General features: G+C 50.6%; 16 protein-coding genes. 9 read left to right on the top strand and 7 right to left on the bottom strand.

Going from position 1 to position 16,800, the window contains the following annotated elements:
* Nucleotides 1-85 precede the first annotated feature (85 nt).
* Nucleotides 86-790, top strand: a complete 705-nt coding sequence (locus tag P2G88_RS09735; RefSeq protein ID WP_275795676.1) for an AAA family ATPase — start codon at nt 86-88, stop codon at nt 788-790.
* Nucleotides 744-1,082, top strand: a complete 339-nt coding sequence (locus tag P2G88_RS09730; RefSeq protein ID WP_275795675.1) for a hypothetical protein — start codon at nt 744-746, stop codon at nt 1,080-1,082. Before P2G88_RS09735 ends, P2G88_RS09730 begins: the two co-directional genes overlap by 47 nt.
* A 41-nt stretch (nt 1,083-1,123) precedes the next feature.
* Here P2G88_RS09730 and hemJ read toward each other — a convergent pair whose 3' ends face one another.
* Nucleotides 1,124-1,552: a protoporphyrinogen oxidase HemJ gene (gene hemJ, locus P2G88_RS09725; protein WP_275795674.1), complete on the bottom strand. Its 429-nt coding sequence runs from the start codon at nt 1,550-1,552 to the stop codon at nt 1,124-1,126.
* Nucleotides 1,552-3,234 carry a chloride channel protein gene (locus P2G88_RS09720; RefSeq protein ID WP_275795673.1) on the bottom strand — a complete coding sequence of 561 codons (1,683 nt, stop codon included), beginning with the start codon at nt 3,232-3,234 and terminating at the stop codon, nt 1,552-1,554. The genes hemJ and P2G88_RS09720 overlap by 1 nt, the downstream gene beginning before the upstream one ends.
* A 104-nt stretch (nt 3,235-3,338) precedes the next feature.
* Here P2G88_RS09720 and P2G88_RS09715 point away from each other — a divergent pair, with 104 nt between their 5' ends.
* The 5 genes from P2G88_RS09715 (at nt 3,339) to P2G88_RS09695 (ending at nt 8,774) form a co-directional block, all read left to right on the top strand.
* Entirely contained in the window at nt 3,339-4,055 is a 717-nt protein-coding gene (locus P2G88_RS09715) for a DUF6776 family protein (protein ID WP_275795672.1), read from the top strand.
* Between the two features lie 107 nt (nt 4,056-4,162).
* Nucleotides 4,163-4,507 carry an iron-sulfur cluster insertion protein ErpA gene (gene erpA / locus P2G88_RS09710; protein ID WP_275795671.1) on the top strand — a complete coding sequence of 115 codons (345 nt, stop codon included), beginning with the start codon at nt 4,163-4,165 and terminating at the stop codon, nt 4,505-4,507.
* Between the two features lie 43 nt (nt 4,508-4,550).
* The gene (locus P2G88_RS09705; RefSeq protein ID WP_275795670.1) at nt 4,551-5,978 is read left to right on the top strand and encodes a hypothetical protein; all 1,428 of its coding nucleotides are present in this window, start codon (nt 4,551-4,553) and stop codon (nt 5,976-5,978) included.
* Nucleotides 5,979-5,981: 3 nt separating this feature from the next.
* Complete coding sequence (locus P2G88_RS09700; RefSeq protein WP_275795669.1) at nt 5,982-6,557, top strand: glutathione S-transferase family protein; 576 nt, start codon at nt 5,982-5,984, stop codon at nt 6,555-6,557.
* Between the two features lie 372 nt (nt 6,558-6,929).
* Nucleotides 6,930-8,774, top strand: a complete 1,845-nt coding sequence (locus P2G88_RS09695; protein WP_275795668.1) for a S8 family serine peptidase — start codon at nt 6,930-6,932, stop codon at nt 8,772-8,774.
* Nucleotides 8,775-8,837: 63 nt separating this feature from the next.
* On the opposite strand, the gene P2G88_RS09690 is transcribed toward P2G88_RS09695, so the two are convergent.
* Complete coding sequence (locus P2G88_RS09690; RefSeq protein WP_275795667.1) at nt 8,838-9,776, bottom strand: D-2-hydroxyacid dehydrogenase; 939 nt, start codon at nt 9,774-9,776, stop codon at nt 8,838-8,840.
* Between the two features lie 101 nt (nt 9,777-9,877).
* Between P2G88_RS09690 and P2G88_RS09685 the strand changes: the two genes are divergently transcribed.
* A complete protein-coding gene (locus tag P2G88_RS09685) occupies nt 9,878-11,668 on the top strand; it encodes a PLP-dependent transferase (protein WP_275795666.1) in 1,791 nt (596 codons plus the stop codon).
* A 22-nt stretch (nt 11,669-11,690) separates the two neighbouring features.
* Here P2G88_RS09685 and P2G88_RS09680 read toward each other — a convergent pair whose 3' ends face one another.
* The 3 genes from P2G88_RS09680 to P2G88_RS09670 are packed head-to-tail and all read right to left on the bottom strand — an operon-like array spanning nt 11,691 to nt 14,558.
* The gene (locus P2G88_RS09680) at nt 11,691-12,164 is read right to left on the bottom strand and encodes an Lrp/AsnC family transcriptional regulator (protein WP_275795665.1); all 474 of its coding nucleotides are present in this window, start codon (nt 12,162-12,164) and stop codon (nt 11,691-11,693) included.
* 4 nt (nt 12,165-12,168) lie between these two features.
* Nucleotides 12,169-13,272, bottom strand: coding sequence for an anhydro-N-acetylmuramic acid kinase (locus tag P2G88_RS09675; RefSeq protein WP_275795664.1), 1,104 nt, complete (start codon nt 13,270-13,272; stop codon nt 12,169-12,171).
* Nucleotides 13,272-14,558, bottom strand: a complete 1,287-nt coding sequence (locus P2G88_RS09670; RefSeq protein ID WP_275795663.1) for a peptidoglycan DD-metalloendopeptidase family protein — start codon at nt 14,556-14,558, stop codon at nt 13,272-13,274. Before P2G88_RS09670 ends, P2G88_RS09675 begins: the two co-directional genes overlap by 1 nt.
* Before the next feature lie 320 nt (nt 14,559-14,878).
* Here P2G88_RS09670 and tyrS point away from each other — a divergent pair, with 320 nt between their 5' ends.
* The gene (gene tyrS, locus P2G88_RS09665; RefSeq protein ID WP_275795662.1) at nt 14,879-16,078 is read left to right on the top strand and encodes a tyrosine--tRNA ligase; all 1,200 of its coding nucleotides are present in this window, start codon (nt 14,879-14,881) and stop codon (nt 16,076-16,078) included.
* Here the strand turns inward: tyrS and P2G88_RS09660 are convergent.
* Nucleotides 16,070-16,744 carry a hypothetical protein gene (locus tag P2G88_RS09660; RefSeq protein ID WP_275795661.1) on the bottom strand — a complete coding sequence of 225 codons (675 nt, stop codon included), beginning with the start codon at nt 16,742-16,744 and terminating at the stop codon, nt 16,070-16,072. The genes tyrS and P2G88_RS09660 overlap by 9 nt on opposite strands.
* Nucleotides 16,745-16,800 lie beyond the last annotated feature (56 nt).

Raw genomic sequence — 16,800 nt, 5'->3', positions numbered from 1 at the left:
AGCCGCCTTTCCCTTCTTTGGATTAGATTTAATCACAGCTCATAAATGGATCAGCGATGGTCGGCATTATTAAGAGGTAAATGTCATGATTATTCTTGTGGGTGGTGAAAAAGGTGGTAGTGGTAAAAGTTGCCTGGCACAAAACATTGCCGTGTATTTGCGAACAGAACGCAATGCAACGGTATTGATGGTCGATTGTGATCCGCAGCGCACGACATCTGACTGGATCCATGAACGTAACAGTAATCGTAAATCGCTGCCGAACATTCAGTGCGTGCAACTGTACGGCAAAATACGTAATGAGTTATTGAGTCTCAGAGAGCACTATGATCACGTGATCATTGATTGTGGCGGGCAGGATAATTTGGCGCTTCGCTCATCCATGTCCGTTGCCGATCACATTTTAATCCCACTACGTCCTAAACGCCGCGACCTGAAAACCGTTCCGCATATGGAAGACATTGTCTCCACCTGCAAAATGGTCAACCCGAAGATGAACGTGGCCTTCGTGATCACCCAGTGCCCCTCGTTACCGTCATTAGCCAACCGTATCATTGAAGCCAAAGAAGTCTGCCGATCTTTCGGTATTCCTGTGCTCAACTCGGTAACCTTCAGCCGTAACATGTATGACGACAGCGAAGAGCTTGGCTTGTCGGTCATGGAAAACGAACCGGACGGCAAAGCTGCCTGGGAAATTCGTGGAATTGTTGAAGAGACGTTTGCCAGAGGCCGAGGAGAATCCTATGACGTTCGCCAATCTGAAGAAAAGATCGCCGTCGGTCAATACTGATGCTGTAAAGACGGTCAGTGTAGAAGCATTTATTCAGGAGGCGGAGAACTATGCCCGTGGATTGTCCAACGTCTTGCCATTTGATGCTGCAGCCCATGAGTCTGATATCGCTCATCACGATGGTGGACCGCTCAAACAAAGCTCTGCTTATTTAAGCGCAGAGGGTAAAGAGCGTTTGGACAGACTCAGCGAACTCACCGGGATTTCCCGCTCAAGACTGGTGCGAATTTGGCTATCCGAACTGCATCCTGAATCAGACGCCCCTAAGTACCTGGCCAGTCAGGTTCGTTAACCCTATGTCTCTCTTGATACCGGCCACCAGGCCGGTTTTTTTTAAAAGTTAGGTTTTAGGATCGCCAGACAGACGATAACCAGCAACCCCAGTGCAGGCACTTCATTGATCAGCCGATAGAATCTTGGGGAATGGCGGTTATTGTCGGCGGCAAATTGCTTCATCAGATAATACAAATAACCATGATAAAAATAGAGAGGCACCACCAACGCCAGCTTGGCATGTAACCAGTGGCTATGTCTGAACCATTCCATGCCATAGATATGGATCAGTCCTAAACCGAACACCAGAGTAAGCAAAGCAAACGGTGTGACAAACCACCACAACCGACGCTCCATCACCTTAAAGGTTTCCCTTGTGGGTTGGTGCTCACACTCTGCATGGTAAACGAATAGTCTGGGTAGGTAGAAAATGCCGGCAAACCAGGCAACCATAAAAAACACATGCAGGGCTTTGAACCACAACAACATTAATATTGCTCCTTCAGCAACTGGGCGCGCAGGCTGTTCCAGGTGATAACACCGATGATCTCTGTCGGGGATTGCTCATAGATATACACGGCGCCATCCCGTTGCGCCTGCAAAACTTCGTAAACTTCCGCCAGGGTCGCCTGTGCGGGCACACCTTCCATGACAAAGAGCTTCAAGGGCTCACTTTGATGGGGGTTCAGGCTGACGTCAAATTGGACCAAGGAATACTGCATACCTATTTCGAAGTCCTGAGCCTGCACCACAATTTCAGTTGGATGCTTTTCCAAGTGTCTGAGTAACTGACTTTCATTGGCTTCATGAAACAACTGATAGTTGCTATTCATCTCTGCCAGCACACCGGTTTTTTGCAGATGTTCGCGTATGGATGAACTGGTGTAGGACAGTTTCTGATAGTCCAACTGGCGTATAAAAATAGAGCGGTTGCCGAGTAGCTGTGTAGAGGTGACGTAGGCGGGCACAATCACCAGCATGGCAGGCAGGATAACCTCGGCGGATACCGATAACTCCATTACGGCCGACAACGCCGCAAGCGGGGCGTGCAGTACTGCCGTGAGTAAACCGGCCATGCCTAGAAGAGCAAAACTGCCGCTGTAATGGGTTGCATCATCCATAAAGAGCCCCAGCGGCAGTAACAGGATAGCGCCGGCGAGTACGCCCATTCCAAACACCGGACCAATCACCCCTCCCGGAATACCCAGACCCAGTGCAATCAGGGTCAAAAGGAATTTCGCCGCCAATATGGCGAACAGCAGCAATAAATCATCGGGGGAGCCCGCTACAAAATGGATGGAACTTAATCCCGAGCCCATGGCCTGGGGCAGAAGGTAACCGACCAGTCCGGTCAGAAAGCCCGCCAATAGCAAGCGACTTATCATTTTCAGGGGCCTGAACCAGCGGATCATATTCATCAACTGGTTGTTAAAGAGACTGGCCATGGCTCCCAGAATCATGCCTACAGGGATAAGATAGAGATAGAACCATTGGCTTAGCGGCACGAAATCCAGCAATGCCAGTTCGCTGGCCTCACCAAAGATGATACGGGTTAACACCGAGCCGCAGGCTGCGGCAAGCATCACCGGAATAAAAATGTGAATCTTGTATTCCCTCAGCACCACTTCCATCACAAAGATAACGGCGGCAAAGGGGGTATTAAAGGAAGCCGAAATACCGGCAGCTATGCCACAGCCGGCCAGGATACGGATGCTGTTGTAGGGAAGCCGCAGCCATTGTCCCAGGAAGCTGCTGCCAGCGGCGCCCAAATGCACCGAAGGGCCTTCGCGACCTACCGAGAAACCACTGGCCAGGGCAATCACGCCACCAAAAAACTGGTTGATGCTGGTGCGGATAGGGATCAATCCATAGCGGTGTTTAACCCGGTGAATCACATAGGGAATGCCCATGCGATAGTGTTTAAAGCCGGTTAAATAAGCGAAAATCAGGATTAACAAAGCACCGATTATCGGCAGAATAAATCGGTCTGCGCCGTGCATGGTGGTAAAATTATCTACCTGCTGAACATACTGCAGCTGCAACCATTCGATGCAAAGACGAAACAGGATGATTAACAGTGCCGCGCTACTTCCCCCCACAATACCCAAGAGACACAGTTGCACAGATGTGCGGGGATGGGCGAGTTCATGGCGTAGCTTATGCAGTGACATGTTGTTGTTATTCGGTGTTACCTAAGGTATGAAGTCTAACACAAGTCTTTGTAACCTAAGCAAAATCGAATAAATTTCGGGCGCGAATTAAGAAGTTGAGAGCAATGTTAAGCGGAAAAGAACTTAAAGCCAGGCTCGGCGCAATGCGTTTTTACCTGATCATGCTATTCCTGATCAGCCTGGCCGGCTACCTGGGCTATAAATGGGGCAACTATCATGGCGCCGACCAGGCCTGGCGCATCAGTGCCATTGAAGAGAGCCTTGCCAACGCCACAGAAGAGAATAATAAGCTGATCAGAAGCATCAATATTTTGGGCGTGGAGCTGGAAGTAGAGCGTCTGGCCAATCAAAAGTTGCAGGGTGATCTGCAGCAATCGTTGCAGCGTCAGGCAGAAGTGCGCAAGGAGTTGTCTTTCTATCAAAAAGTGATGGCTCCCTCTGAAGAAGAACTGGGAGTCGTGTTGGACTCTCTGGATATTGAGGCCACCACGCAACCGGGGACATTTCGTTACGTACTGGTGCTAATGCAAAAAAATAAGCGCAAGGAAGTGGTGGAAGGTAAAGCCAGGGTTATCTTGCATGGGCAGCTAAACGGCCAGCCGCACAAGTTGGATTTGGTGGCGCATAATCAGCCCAAGACCATCAAGCAGGAATTTCGCTTTAAATATTTCGAGGTGTTGGATGGCAATTTCAGCCTGCCGGCTGGCTTTGTTCCCGAGCGTATCGAAGTGGATTGTGAGTTAGAAAGGCCGAAACGTGACGACATTAACCAAAGCTTTGAGTGGGCCCTTTCCATTCCTGAGTCCGCTCAAGGGCAGTAGGTGTGTCGGCGCCAGTTGAACCTGGAAGCTGCCTGGCGGATAATAGGCGCTCCCAGATTGCTTAGCTTTTATGTGGTCTGGGCAACTGGCCAATAAAGAGGAAAGTCATGTCCGTGCAAGCCGCTTATCCCATTGAATTCTCTGATGCCGCAGCGCAGAAAGTGAAGACGCTGATCGAGGAAGAAGAGAATCCCAAACTGAAGCTACGGGTGTTCGTAACCGGTGGTGGCTGTTCCGGCTTTCAATATGGTTTCACCTTTGATGAAAAGGTTAACGAAGGTGATACTCTGATCGACAAAATGGATGTTTGCCTGGTAGTCGATCCCATGAGTCTGCAATATCTGGTTGGTGGTACCGTCGATTATGTTGACGGTCTCGAAGGTAGTCGTTTCCTCGTTAATAATCCCAATGCCACTACCACGTGCGGCTGTGGTTCCAGTTTCAGTATTTGATCTGAAGTCTACAGCGACTTACCGGCGGGGTCGGCGAAGGCTGTTGAGTGTCCTGCTCGCTGCTTGTAAGCGGACCTCGGTTGTCTCGCTGTGTCTTTTTCCGCTGGCGCTCACTTATGCTCAAGAGCCTCATAAACCTCTGATTACCCTGGATGGTAATGAAATTTCAGGGACTCCCCACAGCCAATATGTGGAAGCGCTATTAACCCAGGCCTATGACAAAGTGGGTTATCGGGTCAGGTTTGAACCTATGCCCCTGGCGCGCAGTTTTTTAGAGGCCAACGACGGCGTGCTGGACGGACTTAGAGCAAGGATGCAGGGCGTCGAGAAGACGTATCCGAACTTAGTTCCTGTGCCCTATCCCTTATTTGAATTTCGCACCTTGCTAATCGCCGATCGACGACGCTGCGGCATTTGTGATCTCAGTCAGCTTTCACACTTGGTAACATTGCGTGGTGCTCTCAGCCAGCAAGCCTATTTCAGTGGTATGTCGTCAACCCCTGAGATCCGCGAAGTCACCCATCCTAATACCGCGTTGGATATGCTGGCAGCGCAGCGCACGCAGGCCGCGGTACTGCCCGAGCCGCTTATTCCGCCGGCGTTTTACCGGCAATCAGCCCATTGGATAACCTACCCGTTGGACACGGCGCTGGATTTCCATTACTTGCATAAGCGCCATCAGGCCTTTGCACAGAAACTTGGCAAGGTGTTGCAGGAAATGGACGATAAGGGCGAGATAGGGCAGCTCAGACAGGAATTTGGCATTGTGCCCCCTTTTGAGCAATTACGTCGACAGAGTATCGGCAGCGTCAATGCGGTGTCTTCAGAGTGGGAGGATTATACCGACACTGCTGACGGCACCTATTGGCAGATCCTTAAAGCCAGCCTCAAAGACAAGGGGATTAAGGTTAAGCATGCTGTTACCAATTGGAAGCGTGCAAAAGCAGACTTTATGGCAGGCAAGTACGATATGCTGGTGGGTGCGTATGAGTTTGAGATCCCCGGAGAGAAGTTGCTATCAAACTTGCACATTGATTACGAGCAACCGGTTATTGCTATTGGTGCCGATAAGGCGAATCTGCATGCTCTGTTGGCTGGCCAAATCAATGGTAATGCCTGTCATGTGCTGGGGTATGAGTTTGCTCAGTGGCTGCCCAAAAATATCAATATCTATGAAAGCTCCAATTTACGGGATTGCTTTAACTTGCTCAGTAAGGGGCGGCTGGATATGGTCGTCGACTATGATTTTAATCTCTCAGACGCTGCAAAAACCAAATATCAAACCGTGGAAGTAAGAGAGAGCCTGCCTGTTTTTGTGGTTTTTCACAGCGATCAACGGGGCAGGTTATTGCACCATTATTTTGAGCAGGGATTCAGAACGTTAATTATGAACGGTGAGGCGGCAGCCTTGTTCCCAGGCCCTAATAGTTATGAAACTGCCTTGCTTGAAGTCTTATCAAAAGAGGAATAACCCATGCTGACCATTTATGGCTCTACTACATCGCCCTTTGTCAGGCGCCTTAGGTTGTTGCTGGCCAATACTGAACATCAGTTTATTAATATGCAGATCTTCTCAGGTGCCGACCGGGAATTGCTGGCATCGCAGAATCCGACTCTGAAAATTCCCATGCTGAAAGATGAAGATCAGTTGATTTATGACTCCAGAGTGATCTTCCGTTATCTGAGCGACAAGTTTGACTATGCATCGTTGAATTGGGAACAAGAAAACCTGCTTACCCTGATTGATTCTGCCAATGATTCCTTGGTGCAAATGCTGTTGTTGCAGCGCTCAGATATTGATACCAAGGCCGACAAGTTGTATTTCAATCTGCAGCGAGAGCGGGTGGATACCATCTTAAAGCATCTGAATAAGCTGGTTGAGCAGGGCGATTTCGCCGCTTGGGATTACCCTTCCATTTGTCTTTACAGCCTGGTGGATTGGATTGAATTTCGCGAGCTTCATGACTTGTCAGCGATGCCTTCTTTGCTGGCCTTTCAGCAGCGTCATCATGATCGAATTGAAGTCACCAGCACGGATCCAAGGGGTTGATAGCTAGCGTCAAAAACTGACTGAAAATGAAGAACGTTTGTCAGCATAATGCTGCTAGAGGTAAAAGAATACGAAGCGGCCGATTAAGGCCGCTTCGTCCCTCCCAAAAGACACTTTAGGTGGGTTCCTCCTGAAGAGGTCATACCAGTATTCTAAGCAAGCTCACTTTTACTGCAAAACGGTCTAAAAATGATCGAATATTTCAGTTGCATTTACAAATTGTTACAGATAGATTCTTAGGCCTTGGCCCGACACTGATCCGGCTTCAGATGGATTTGGCGAACTTTATTTGGAAAAACAATAATAAACCAAATAATGCATTCAGGGACGGCGACAATAAATCTAAGATGTAGGTAGTAACAAGTGATGAAGATGTCTCTGAAACCCCTGGCTGCGGCCACCCTCTTGGCCTTGGTCTCAAACGCCGCCTCCGCCTCCTCCGATCGTTACGTAATCCAAGTTGACGACAGCAAAAAAGGTGTCGTTAAAGCCCTGGTGAAGCAACTGGGTGGCGATATTAATCTGGAATCCAGCGGCTTTTTGGCTGCCACCTTCACCGGTAAGGATCTGGAACAGGTTAAAGGTCTGCTGAACAACCCGCACATTACGCTGGTTGAGCAAGATCAGGTTCGTAAGCTGATGTCATTCAGCGATGACCTGGGCGACCCAGCCGTACAGCAGGTCACCCCTTATGCGGTATACCAGTCTCAAGCTGACCAACTGACGCTGCAAATGCAAAACGCCAAGAAGGTTTGTGTAATCGACTCAGGTATTGCCCGTGAAACCGGGGAAACCGGTGGCTATAACCCTGACTTCGATTGGTCTGTTATCACTGGTAACAGCGATTCCGGTACCAATGACTGGTTCCGCGACGGTGGCCCACACGGTACTCACGTAGCCGGTACTATTGCAGCTGCTGACAACACCTACGGTGTAATTGGAATGGCGCCAGGCAACCCGCTGCACATCATCAAAGTATTTAATGACGCAGGTTGGGGATACTCTTCCGACTTGGCCCATGCTGCCAACCTTTGTAGCCAGGCCGGTGCGAAAATTATCAGCATGAGCTTGGGCGGTGGTGGTGCCAACAGCACCGAAGAAAACGCATTTAAATCATTCACAGCCGCCGGCGGTCTGGTAGTTGCTGCTGCAGGTAACGACGGCAACAACGTGCGTTCCTACCCTGCAGGTTACTCATCTGTAATGATGATCGGCGCTAACGATGCCAACAACAACATCGCTGATTTCTCTCAGTTCCCCAGCTGCACCACTGGTCGCGGTAAGAACGTAACTAACGATGAAACTATCTGTGTGGAAGCTACTGCCGGTGGTGTGGACACGCTGTCTACCTATCCTGGCGGCGGCGCTACGCTGTCAAGCATGACGGCAGGTGGTGCTGACTTCGCTTCTTCCCCAATGGAAAACGTCGGCAGCGCCAGCGGCCAGACTTTCTTTATGGGGACGGCTGAAAGCACCAATTCTGGCGCCGCCGGTAAGATTTGTATGATCGACCGTGGTGTCATCAGCTTCCATGACAAAGTGAAGAACTGTGAAAACTCCGGTGGTATTGGTGCGGTTATTATCAACAACGCCGCTGGCATGCTCTACGGAACCCTGGGTGATGTGGCTTCTAACACCACCAGCATTCCTGCTGTGGGCGCTGCTTTGGAAGATCGCACTGCACTGCTGGCTGCCGGCAGTGCCACTGTTGATGTGGGTGCGGCTGACTACGGCTACATGAGCGGTACTTCAATGGCTACCCCTGCGGTTTCTGGTGTCGCGGCCCTGGTATGGTCTAACCACCCCAGCTGTACTGGTACCGAAATCCGTAATGCGCTGAAAGCCACTGCTTTGGATGCTGGCGCGGCAGGTAAAGACGAGTACTTCGGTTACGGTATCGTACAGGCCAAAGCGGCCAGCGATTACCTGACTGCCAATGGTTGTGCCGGTGGCAACAATGGTGGCGGTACTCCAGGTGCTCTGCAACTGACCGCTTCTGGGTACAAAGTGAAAGGTTTCCAGGTAGTTGATTTGAGCTGGTCTGGTGCTGCGGGTTCAAGCGTAGACATCTATCGTAACGGTGTGAAAGTGGTCACTACTGCTAACGATGGTGCTCATACTGACTCGCTGAACGTGAAAGGCACTGGCAGCTACAGCTACCAGGTTTGTGAAGCAGGCAAGACCACCTGTTCAGCCACTAAGAACGTTGTGTTCTAAGGGCTTGGGTGAGTAAAAGAAGGCGGGTAGTTACCCGCCTTTTTTGTTTTTTTAACCGATCTACTAATAGCCTTTTGCAAAGCTGAGTTCATGTTGCATCGGCCGGCCCTCGCACCAGCATCGGTAGTTTTCACGAAAGATTTCCCAGATATCCTCAGGATGAGAAATCGCCGCGCTGTGCTGGGTGATCAGCAGATTGGGGGTCGTCCAGAACGGGTGAGATTCAGCAAGGGGCTCCTGATTAAAGACATCCAATACGGCTGCTCGCAGCCTTCCTTCTTGCAAAGCCGAAATGAGCGACTGTTCATCGATGAGACTGCCTCGACCGGCATTAATCAGCACACAGTGCTTGGGTAACCAGCTAAGAAAATCCTTCTCGATCAGCCCTGCCGTTTCACTGGTATGGGGCAGTATGCAAAGCAAATAGTCTAATTCAGAGGCGAAGGCCTGTAGCTCAGTCGGCAAAAAGTACCTGCTAATGGCATCGCAATCGCGGCTGTTACGGGTCACACCCGACACCGTCATACCCAATGCATGCGCGGCAACTGCCACCGCTTTACCAATGTTTCCGACACCCAGGATCCCCAGGTTTTTACCGCGAAGGCTGTGGTGGCTCGGCTCTTGCCAACGGCGCAATGCCTGGCGCTGGCGATAGCCTTCAATGTCCCTGGCAAAATACAACATATAGGCCAGGGCGTACTCGCGCATTTGTTCGCCAAAGATGTCTTTCACCCCGGTCAGGCGATAGTCTTTGCGTGACCCCGCCAGCAGTGGTGCATTGCCAGCCCAGGTAGACTGCAGCCATTGCAATTGAGGAAAGCAGTCCAGGCTTGGTGTCGCCAAATCGGGATCGGCGATCAGCAAATCAGCATTTTGGGGCGTAAAAATGGCGTCTGATTGGCAAAGCACTATCTCCAAATCAGGTAGAGACGCTTTTTCAATCAAGGCCTTATAGATATCGGCATCACGGCTAAGAATGGCAAGGCGGTGTAAATCACTCATGTTTTTACCTGATTCGATGGAATATTGTTCGTGATCTTTGCCTGAAAATTGAATATTGTTCGGTTAACAAATGTTTAACAATGTTCCGTTTAGAGGTTGAGATGAATACTAACGCCAGCTTTGAAAACGCCAAAATACTTTCCCCTCGCCGCAACAGTACAGAAGCAAACAGTCTTGAAGCCCTGGCCGCAGAGCAGCTGGCGCATTTTGGCATTGATGTTGATTCAGATTATGGTCGCACTCTTTACCATACTGCGCTGAATTTGTATCGAACCCAAGCCGATGTCAGCCAACTCTGGCGGATCACCAGCGAAACCCTTGCTGGTTTGAGTCAGGAAGACAAGATTGCACGCTTTAACGCTAAAAAGTTTCTGTCTTTCCAGCTGGCCAAAATTCTGGATACCTTGCAAAACCCGTTTCGGGCAATTCATCAGAGTTTGCATGGACACAGTGGCACGCAGATGGCTAAGAGCCATTATCCGCTGTTCGATAATGTGACGGCGCTGTTTTCTGCGACACCTGTCATAGTGCGTACGGCCACCTATATCTATGCATGCACCGAGTGGATAGACGACGCTTTCCAGGGCAAGGAATTTACTCATCAGATTTATTCCCGTTTGCTCAATCCCACCGCCATTTCGCTGGCCAACGCCATTGTGGATTTAGAGGCCGGCCCCTATGCCGCCGATTACCTGGCCTGGAATTTTAACTCCGGTATGGCCGCTATCGATGGGGTGCTGTCTAACGTGCTCAGTCATGGTGATGTGCTGGTGGTGTCGCGCAATATCTACGGCGGCGTGTTCCAGCTATTGCATGATTACTTCGCCCGTAAGAATCGCTTGGATATTCAGCTGGAGTGGTTTGAAGGTTATGGGGCTGACGAATTTGCCACTTTCCTGACCAAGGCCAAAGAGAAGCATAAGGACAGACTGGCATCCGGTAAGTCGCTGCATGTGTATCTTGAATCCCCCTGCAATCCCCACGGCTATGTATTGGATGTGCCCGGCATCTGTAAGGAAGCCCATAAGGACAATCATCTGGTGATGCTGGACTCGACCCTGGCAACGCCGGTGCTTTACCAGCCATTACAGCGCCAAGACAAAGCCGAACGCCCGGATTATGTTATTCACAGCTACACCAAGGATATCTGCGGTAGCGGCGCGACCACGTCCGGTGTGGTTATCGGTGAGATATACCGCATGTTCCAGTCCAAAGGTGATAGCGTCAATGGCTATGACTGGTCACGGACTATGTTCTGGGACGTGTTCTATATCAAAGGTGCCTTTCTTGATTCAGAGAAAGCCTTCGATGTGCTGACGGGTCTTAAAACCCTGGAGCAACGTATTATGACCAAAGCGATTAACACCCAAGTCTTCAGTCGCTTCTTATCTGCCCATCCCGATTTCAAGGTAAACTGCCATGCGCTGGAGGGGCATGCTAATGCCAAACTTCGCCAGCAGCAGCTGCGTCATGGCTGGCCTTGTGCACTGCTTACCGTGGATATGGAGGGAGCAGGGCTGGATCGCGCCACCTTTACCCGTTTCTTCGACGCCCTTGAGCCGGGCTTTAGCCACCAGGTGTCCATCGGTCAGAACAATACCATTATTCTGTGTCCGGCCCTCACGTCCCATTCTGAGTTATCCAAAGACGAGCAAAAGAAGGCCGGGATCCACCTGACAACCATGCGCATCGCTATGGGTACCGACAATGTCAAAGAACTGATTGCTCATCTTATCCATAGCGCCAGACTGCATATTGATCCGATGCGTCCTGGATTTAGTGATAAGTTTATGGACGCTGACAAAATCGATCAGTTGTATATGGATATCTGTATGGAGGTGAGCCGTCAGCATTATGGCTCATCTGCTGCGATGAAGGACTTGCTGGTTTAAGGGAGCTTCGGCTCCCTTTGTTCTAGTCGCCGACAAAACTCGGCAGTTTAGTACCTGGCCAGGCGTTATAGACCAACGCCGTTTCCACATGGTGAACTTCTGGTCTGGCTGTAATGGCATTAAACACAAAGTCGCGCAGGTGCGCGGTATCGGTCAGGGTAACATGCACGAGAAAATCATTCTCGCCCCCCATATGCAGCAGGTTGATAACTTCTGGCAAAGGCTGAAGCGCGGCGGCAAAATTATCTACTGTTTCGCGATTATGGTTAGACAGCCTGACTGATATCAGCGCCTGCAAATGCCCACCCAAGGCTCTCATATCCAATTGTAAGCGGGTCCCTTGTATTACAGCCTCTTGTTGCAGCCGTTTGACGCGTTCCAGGCAGGATGAAGGCGCCAGTCCTACCTTGGCTGCCAATTCCTTATTGGTGATCCTGGCATCGGTATAAAGCAGTTCCAGAATGGCTAAATCGGTGCTGTCCAAGGTTCGTTTCATGTTTTTAGTCCGCGGGGTACAGGGCGCCAAGTACCGCTTTTCTGGCGGCCCCAGTGACACCAGGCAAATTGCCAGGCTGTTTATGATCAAAACACCAGGCCAGCCAGGCGAATGCGGCTGCCTCTACGGTGTCAGGGTGGATGTTTAAGGCGGCGGTATCTTCAACCCGACAATCAGGCAATGCTGCACCAAGCGCCTGGCGCAAAGTGCTATTGTGAGCCCCACCACCACACAGATAGATATGCTCTGCATTAAGCGGCCTTAAACTATCCGCCAGACTGCTGGTCGTCAGGGCCAGTAAGGTCGCCTGAACATCCACCGGTGAAATGGAATGGCCTTGAGAAGCAATGACACTATCCAACCACCCCAGGTTAAATAGTTCACGGCCGGTACTCTTTGGAGGCGGCGAGGCGAAGTAGGGATGAGCTAACAATTCCTTCAGGAGTGGTTCGTCTACTTCGCCTTGGGCAGCCCACGCGCCGTCCTTGTCATAGGCGAGTTCCTTCTGCCTTCTTATCCAGGCATCCATTAAACAGTTACCGGGGCCGGTATCCCAGCCGCTTACCTGATCATCAGGCCCCAGATAGCTGATATTGGCAATGCCACCGATATTGACTACTGCTCTTGCTGCGCCTGGGTTGGCAAATACGGCGTGATGAAAAGCCGGCACCAGGGGCGCACCTTGCCCACCCAAAGCCACATCTTTGCGTCTGAAGTCGGCAATCACACGAATATTGGTGGCAACCGCCAGACTGTTGGGGTCACCGATTTGCAGGGTGAAGCCTGTCTTTCCCTGGGGATGATGTCGTATGGTCTGTCCATGAGAGCCGATGGCGGCTATCTGTGAGGCGCTAAGCTTGTTGCGCTCAAGAAGTGTCAATACGACTTGGGAAAATGCTGCGGAAACGGCCCGGTCGGCATTGCCAAGCCGGTTAATTTCGTCTTCCCCGGGTTGGCAGAGTGCATGTAATTGTTGGAGCAAGGCTTTGGGGTAGGGCAGGGAGATAAAATCCTTTACCTCAGGACGGCCTTGGTGAAAGGCCACCAAGGCCCCATCGACCCCGTCCATGCTGGTGCCAGACATCAGGCCGATATACAGCTCGGACATTAGTTGTTCATGGCCAACATAATACGGCGGTTAACATCGAGATGACCTTGATACTCTTCGGCCATGGCCAGGAACTTGGTTTTGTCAGCCCCATCGATAGGCTCAGCCTTGGGCAGTGGCACGGTACGCGGGTTGCGATGCACGCCGTCCACCAGGAACTCATAATGCAGGTGTGGACCGGAGGCCAGACCGGTAGCTCCCACATAACCAATAACCTGTCCCTGTTTTACCGTGTCTCCGGTTTTCACCGTGCGCTTGGTGAAGTGCAGATATTTGGTTTGATAGCGCTCACCATGCTGCAAAAACACATGGTGACCATTGTATTGGTCGTAGGCCGACTTAATCACCTTACCGTCACCGGCGGCAATTACCGGCGTGCCGGTGCTGGCAGCGTAATCAATACCACGGTGTGCTTTCCAACGTTTTTGTACCGGGTGGAAGCGGGCGTTAGTGAAATTTGAGCTGATATATTTGAAGTTAACGGGCGCACGCAGGAAGCTCTTACGCATGCTGCGGCCTTCCGGCGTGTAGTAGTTACCATCTTCAAAGCGGATGGCTTTAAAGGTTTCACCCTGGTTGGTGAATTCGGCGGCCAGAATATTGCCATAGCCCACAAATTCGCCATCTATATATTGCTCTTCATAGACCAGGTTGAAACTGTCGCCTTCACGTATTTCCAGCGCGAAATCGATGTCCCAACCGAAGATAGTGGCCAGGTTCATGATCTGTGATTCACTCATGCCGGACGCCATGCCTGCATGCCAGAAACTGGATTCGATGGTGCCGCTGGCATAGCCGAAGCGGATATCCACGTCACGGGTTTCTATTTCGCTGATCAACCCCTCTTCGCCCTGGCGGACAATATTCAGGGTTTCACTGGGCGAGTAGTCGTAGCGCAAAATCTCCAGCGCACCCTCGTCATCCAGTGCGACTTTGATTTCTTCGCCGGGGAGAATTTTTAAAAGGCGTTTGGCTTCATCACCAGAATTGGTGACGTTGAAAGTATCTTGGGGAGAAAGACCGGCGCGGCTTAAAATTTTGGCCAGATTGTCACCCTTACGAACTTCAAAACGCTTCCAATTCAATAGATTGTCAGCAGATTGCTGATCCTGTTCTTCTACCTCAATAGACAGCGGATAACGCTTGTACAGCTCCAGCTCTTCAGTTTGTCTGGAGGCCGTTGCCGGCTCAGAGGGCAGCAGCAATAAAACAGTGGCTAAGCACATCAGGCTCGCCAGCATGATTTTATGGGGCTTGGGTAGTTGTTTTATGGTTTTTTGTACCACCGAAAGCAACCTCTTATTATTGGTTTAGGCCTGACTAATGGGGAATTCCCGCCTTTAACCCAGAATATCCGGAAAAGGCCATTAATTCCACATTTCCCTTATCAATTAGGTATGGGGGACTGAAGAAAGTTGCATATTTGCGTAATTAAACAGCACAAAAGATGGACGCTGCAGGCTCTCTGTTGATTGCAGAGCAATGTTGGGTACCAACAAAGTGGCAAATGCTTCCATTGTACAATAATGGGAATATGCGGACTTTCCATCGTCACAGTGCAAGGCTAAAATGCCGTGCAATTAATGCAGGTAAATGAGTAGTGCAGATGAGCGATTGGCAACAGGCTTTTACAGAGATTCAGCGCGGAGCGCAGGACATTTTGCTCGAAGAGGAGCTGATTGAGAAGCTCAAAGAGGGCAAACCCCTGACCATCAAGGCCGGTTTTGACCCAACAGCCCCCGATCTGCATCTGGGTCATACCGTGCTGATCAATAAATTGCGTACCTTCCAGCAGTTGGGACACAGGGTGATTTTCCTGATAGGTGATTTTACCGGCATGATTGGCGACCCCACAGGAAAAAACGTGACCCGCAAGCCGTTGACCAAAGAAGATGTGCTGGCCAATGCACAGACCTATAAAGAGCAGGTCTTTAAGATTTTGGATCCGGCCAAGACCGAAATTCGCTTTAACTCTGAGTGGATGGAACAGCTAGGGGCAGCCGGTATGATCAAGCTGGCTGCACGTCAGACGGTAGCGCGTATGCTTGAGCGCGATGACTTTAAAAAGCGTTATGCCAGTGAGCAGCCTATTGCCATCCATGAATTTTTATACCCTCTGGTGCAAGGCTGGGACTCGGTTGCGCTTGAAGCCGATGTAGAGCTGGGTGGTACCGATCAGCGCTTTAACCTGCTGATGGGGCGAGAGTTGCAAAAAGATGAGGGTCAGCGCCCGCAAACGGTATTGATGATGCCGCTGTTGGAAGGATTGGACGGCGTACAGAAGATGTCCAAGTCACTGGGTAATTATATTGGTATCACCGACAGCCCAGTGGAGATGTTTGGTAAGGTGATGTCCATTTCCGATGAGCTGATGTGGCGTTACTACGAGCTGCTTAGCTTTCGCCCGGTCGAAGAGATTGAAGGGCTTAAGCAAAAGGTTGAACAAGGCGCAAACCCTCGTGATGTGAAAATTGAACTGGCGAAAGAGTTGATCGCTCGCTTCCACGACGAAGATGCGGCTGAGGCGGCGCATCAGGACTTTATTCAGCGTTTTTCCAAAAATGCCATGCCCGATGAAATGCCTGAGTTAACCTTGAGCCTGCCGGCAGAGGGCCTGCCGATTGGCAATCTTCTCAAAGATGCGGACTTGGTTGGCTCAACCTCTGAAGCCATGCGTATGATCAAGCAAGGTGCGGTGAAGATTGATGGTGATAAGGTAGAAGACAGCCGTATGGTCATTAACCTGGCCGGTACTGCGGTTTATCAGGTGGGTAAACGCAAGTTTGCCAGGATCACACTAGCCTGATGCGTCAGCCTGCTGCAAATGGCTAATCAGCTTTGCATAGGCATCTAACATGGCCGCATAAATTTGGCGACCCTCCAACGTATTAAAAAAAGCTGCCGATGAGGCGGCTTTTTTTCCTTCTGAAAGGCCGCTGAGTTGGGTTAAATCATAGGTTGATGAGCGACCGTTAAATTCGATATCAGCGCTGTCACCTGTGGGATGACTCAAAAGCAAGGTGACGGAGATACTGCCCTTTTTACCTGCATTGGAGAACAGCGAGCTGACGGAATCCAGAAATGCTTCGCCCATAGAGGGCTCATCTTTGCGTTTGGTCAGTATATGCACTTGTGGGCTCAGGCTGAAATTTACCAAGCCAGCGGGGCTGTTGGTCCCCGACTTTGAGACAATATCCAAGCACCCGGATTTTTCCACCATCAGGCGCAACAAAGGCAAGGTGCTGCCAAGGTTTGGGTATTTCAGGTGAAAGGTGGTAAACCAAGGCAAGGACTCATCCTCAAACAGGCGCACCGACCCAAGGGGTGTTTCGCACCGGGACAAGGGATCTGCCACTGCAGCTTCAAGATTGTGGGTATGGGACATATCCTCAGTGGTCTGACAGGCAGTCAGGAATACCCCCACTATGATTAACAACAGCCCTTTGTTGTGAAATTCCGCTAAAAAGCCCAAGCCATCTCCTCTACCTTCAATGCAAAGAATTGATCTTTATAGGGAACTTATAGTGA

The organism is Aliiglaciecola sp. CAU 1673 (genome assembly GCF_029223185.1).
Taxonomy (GTDB): Bacteria; Pseudomonadota; Gammaproteobacteria; order Enterobacterales; family Alteromonadaceae; genus Bowmanella.
This window is presented reverse-complemented; position numbering and strand designations above follow the sequence as displayed.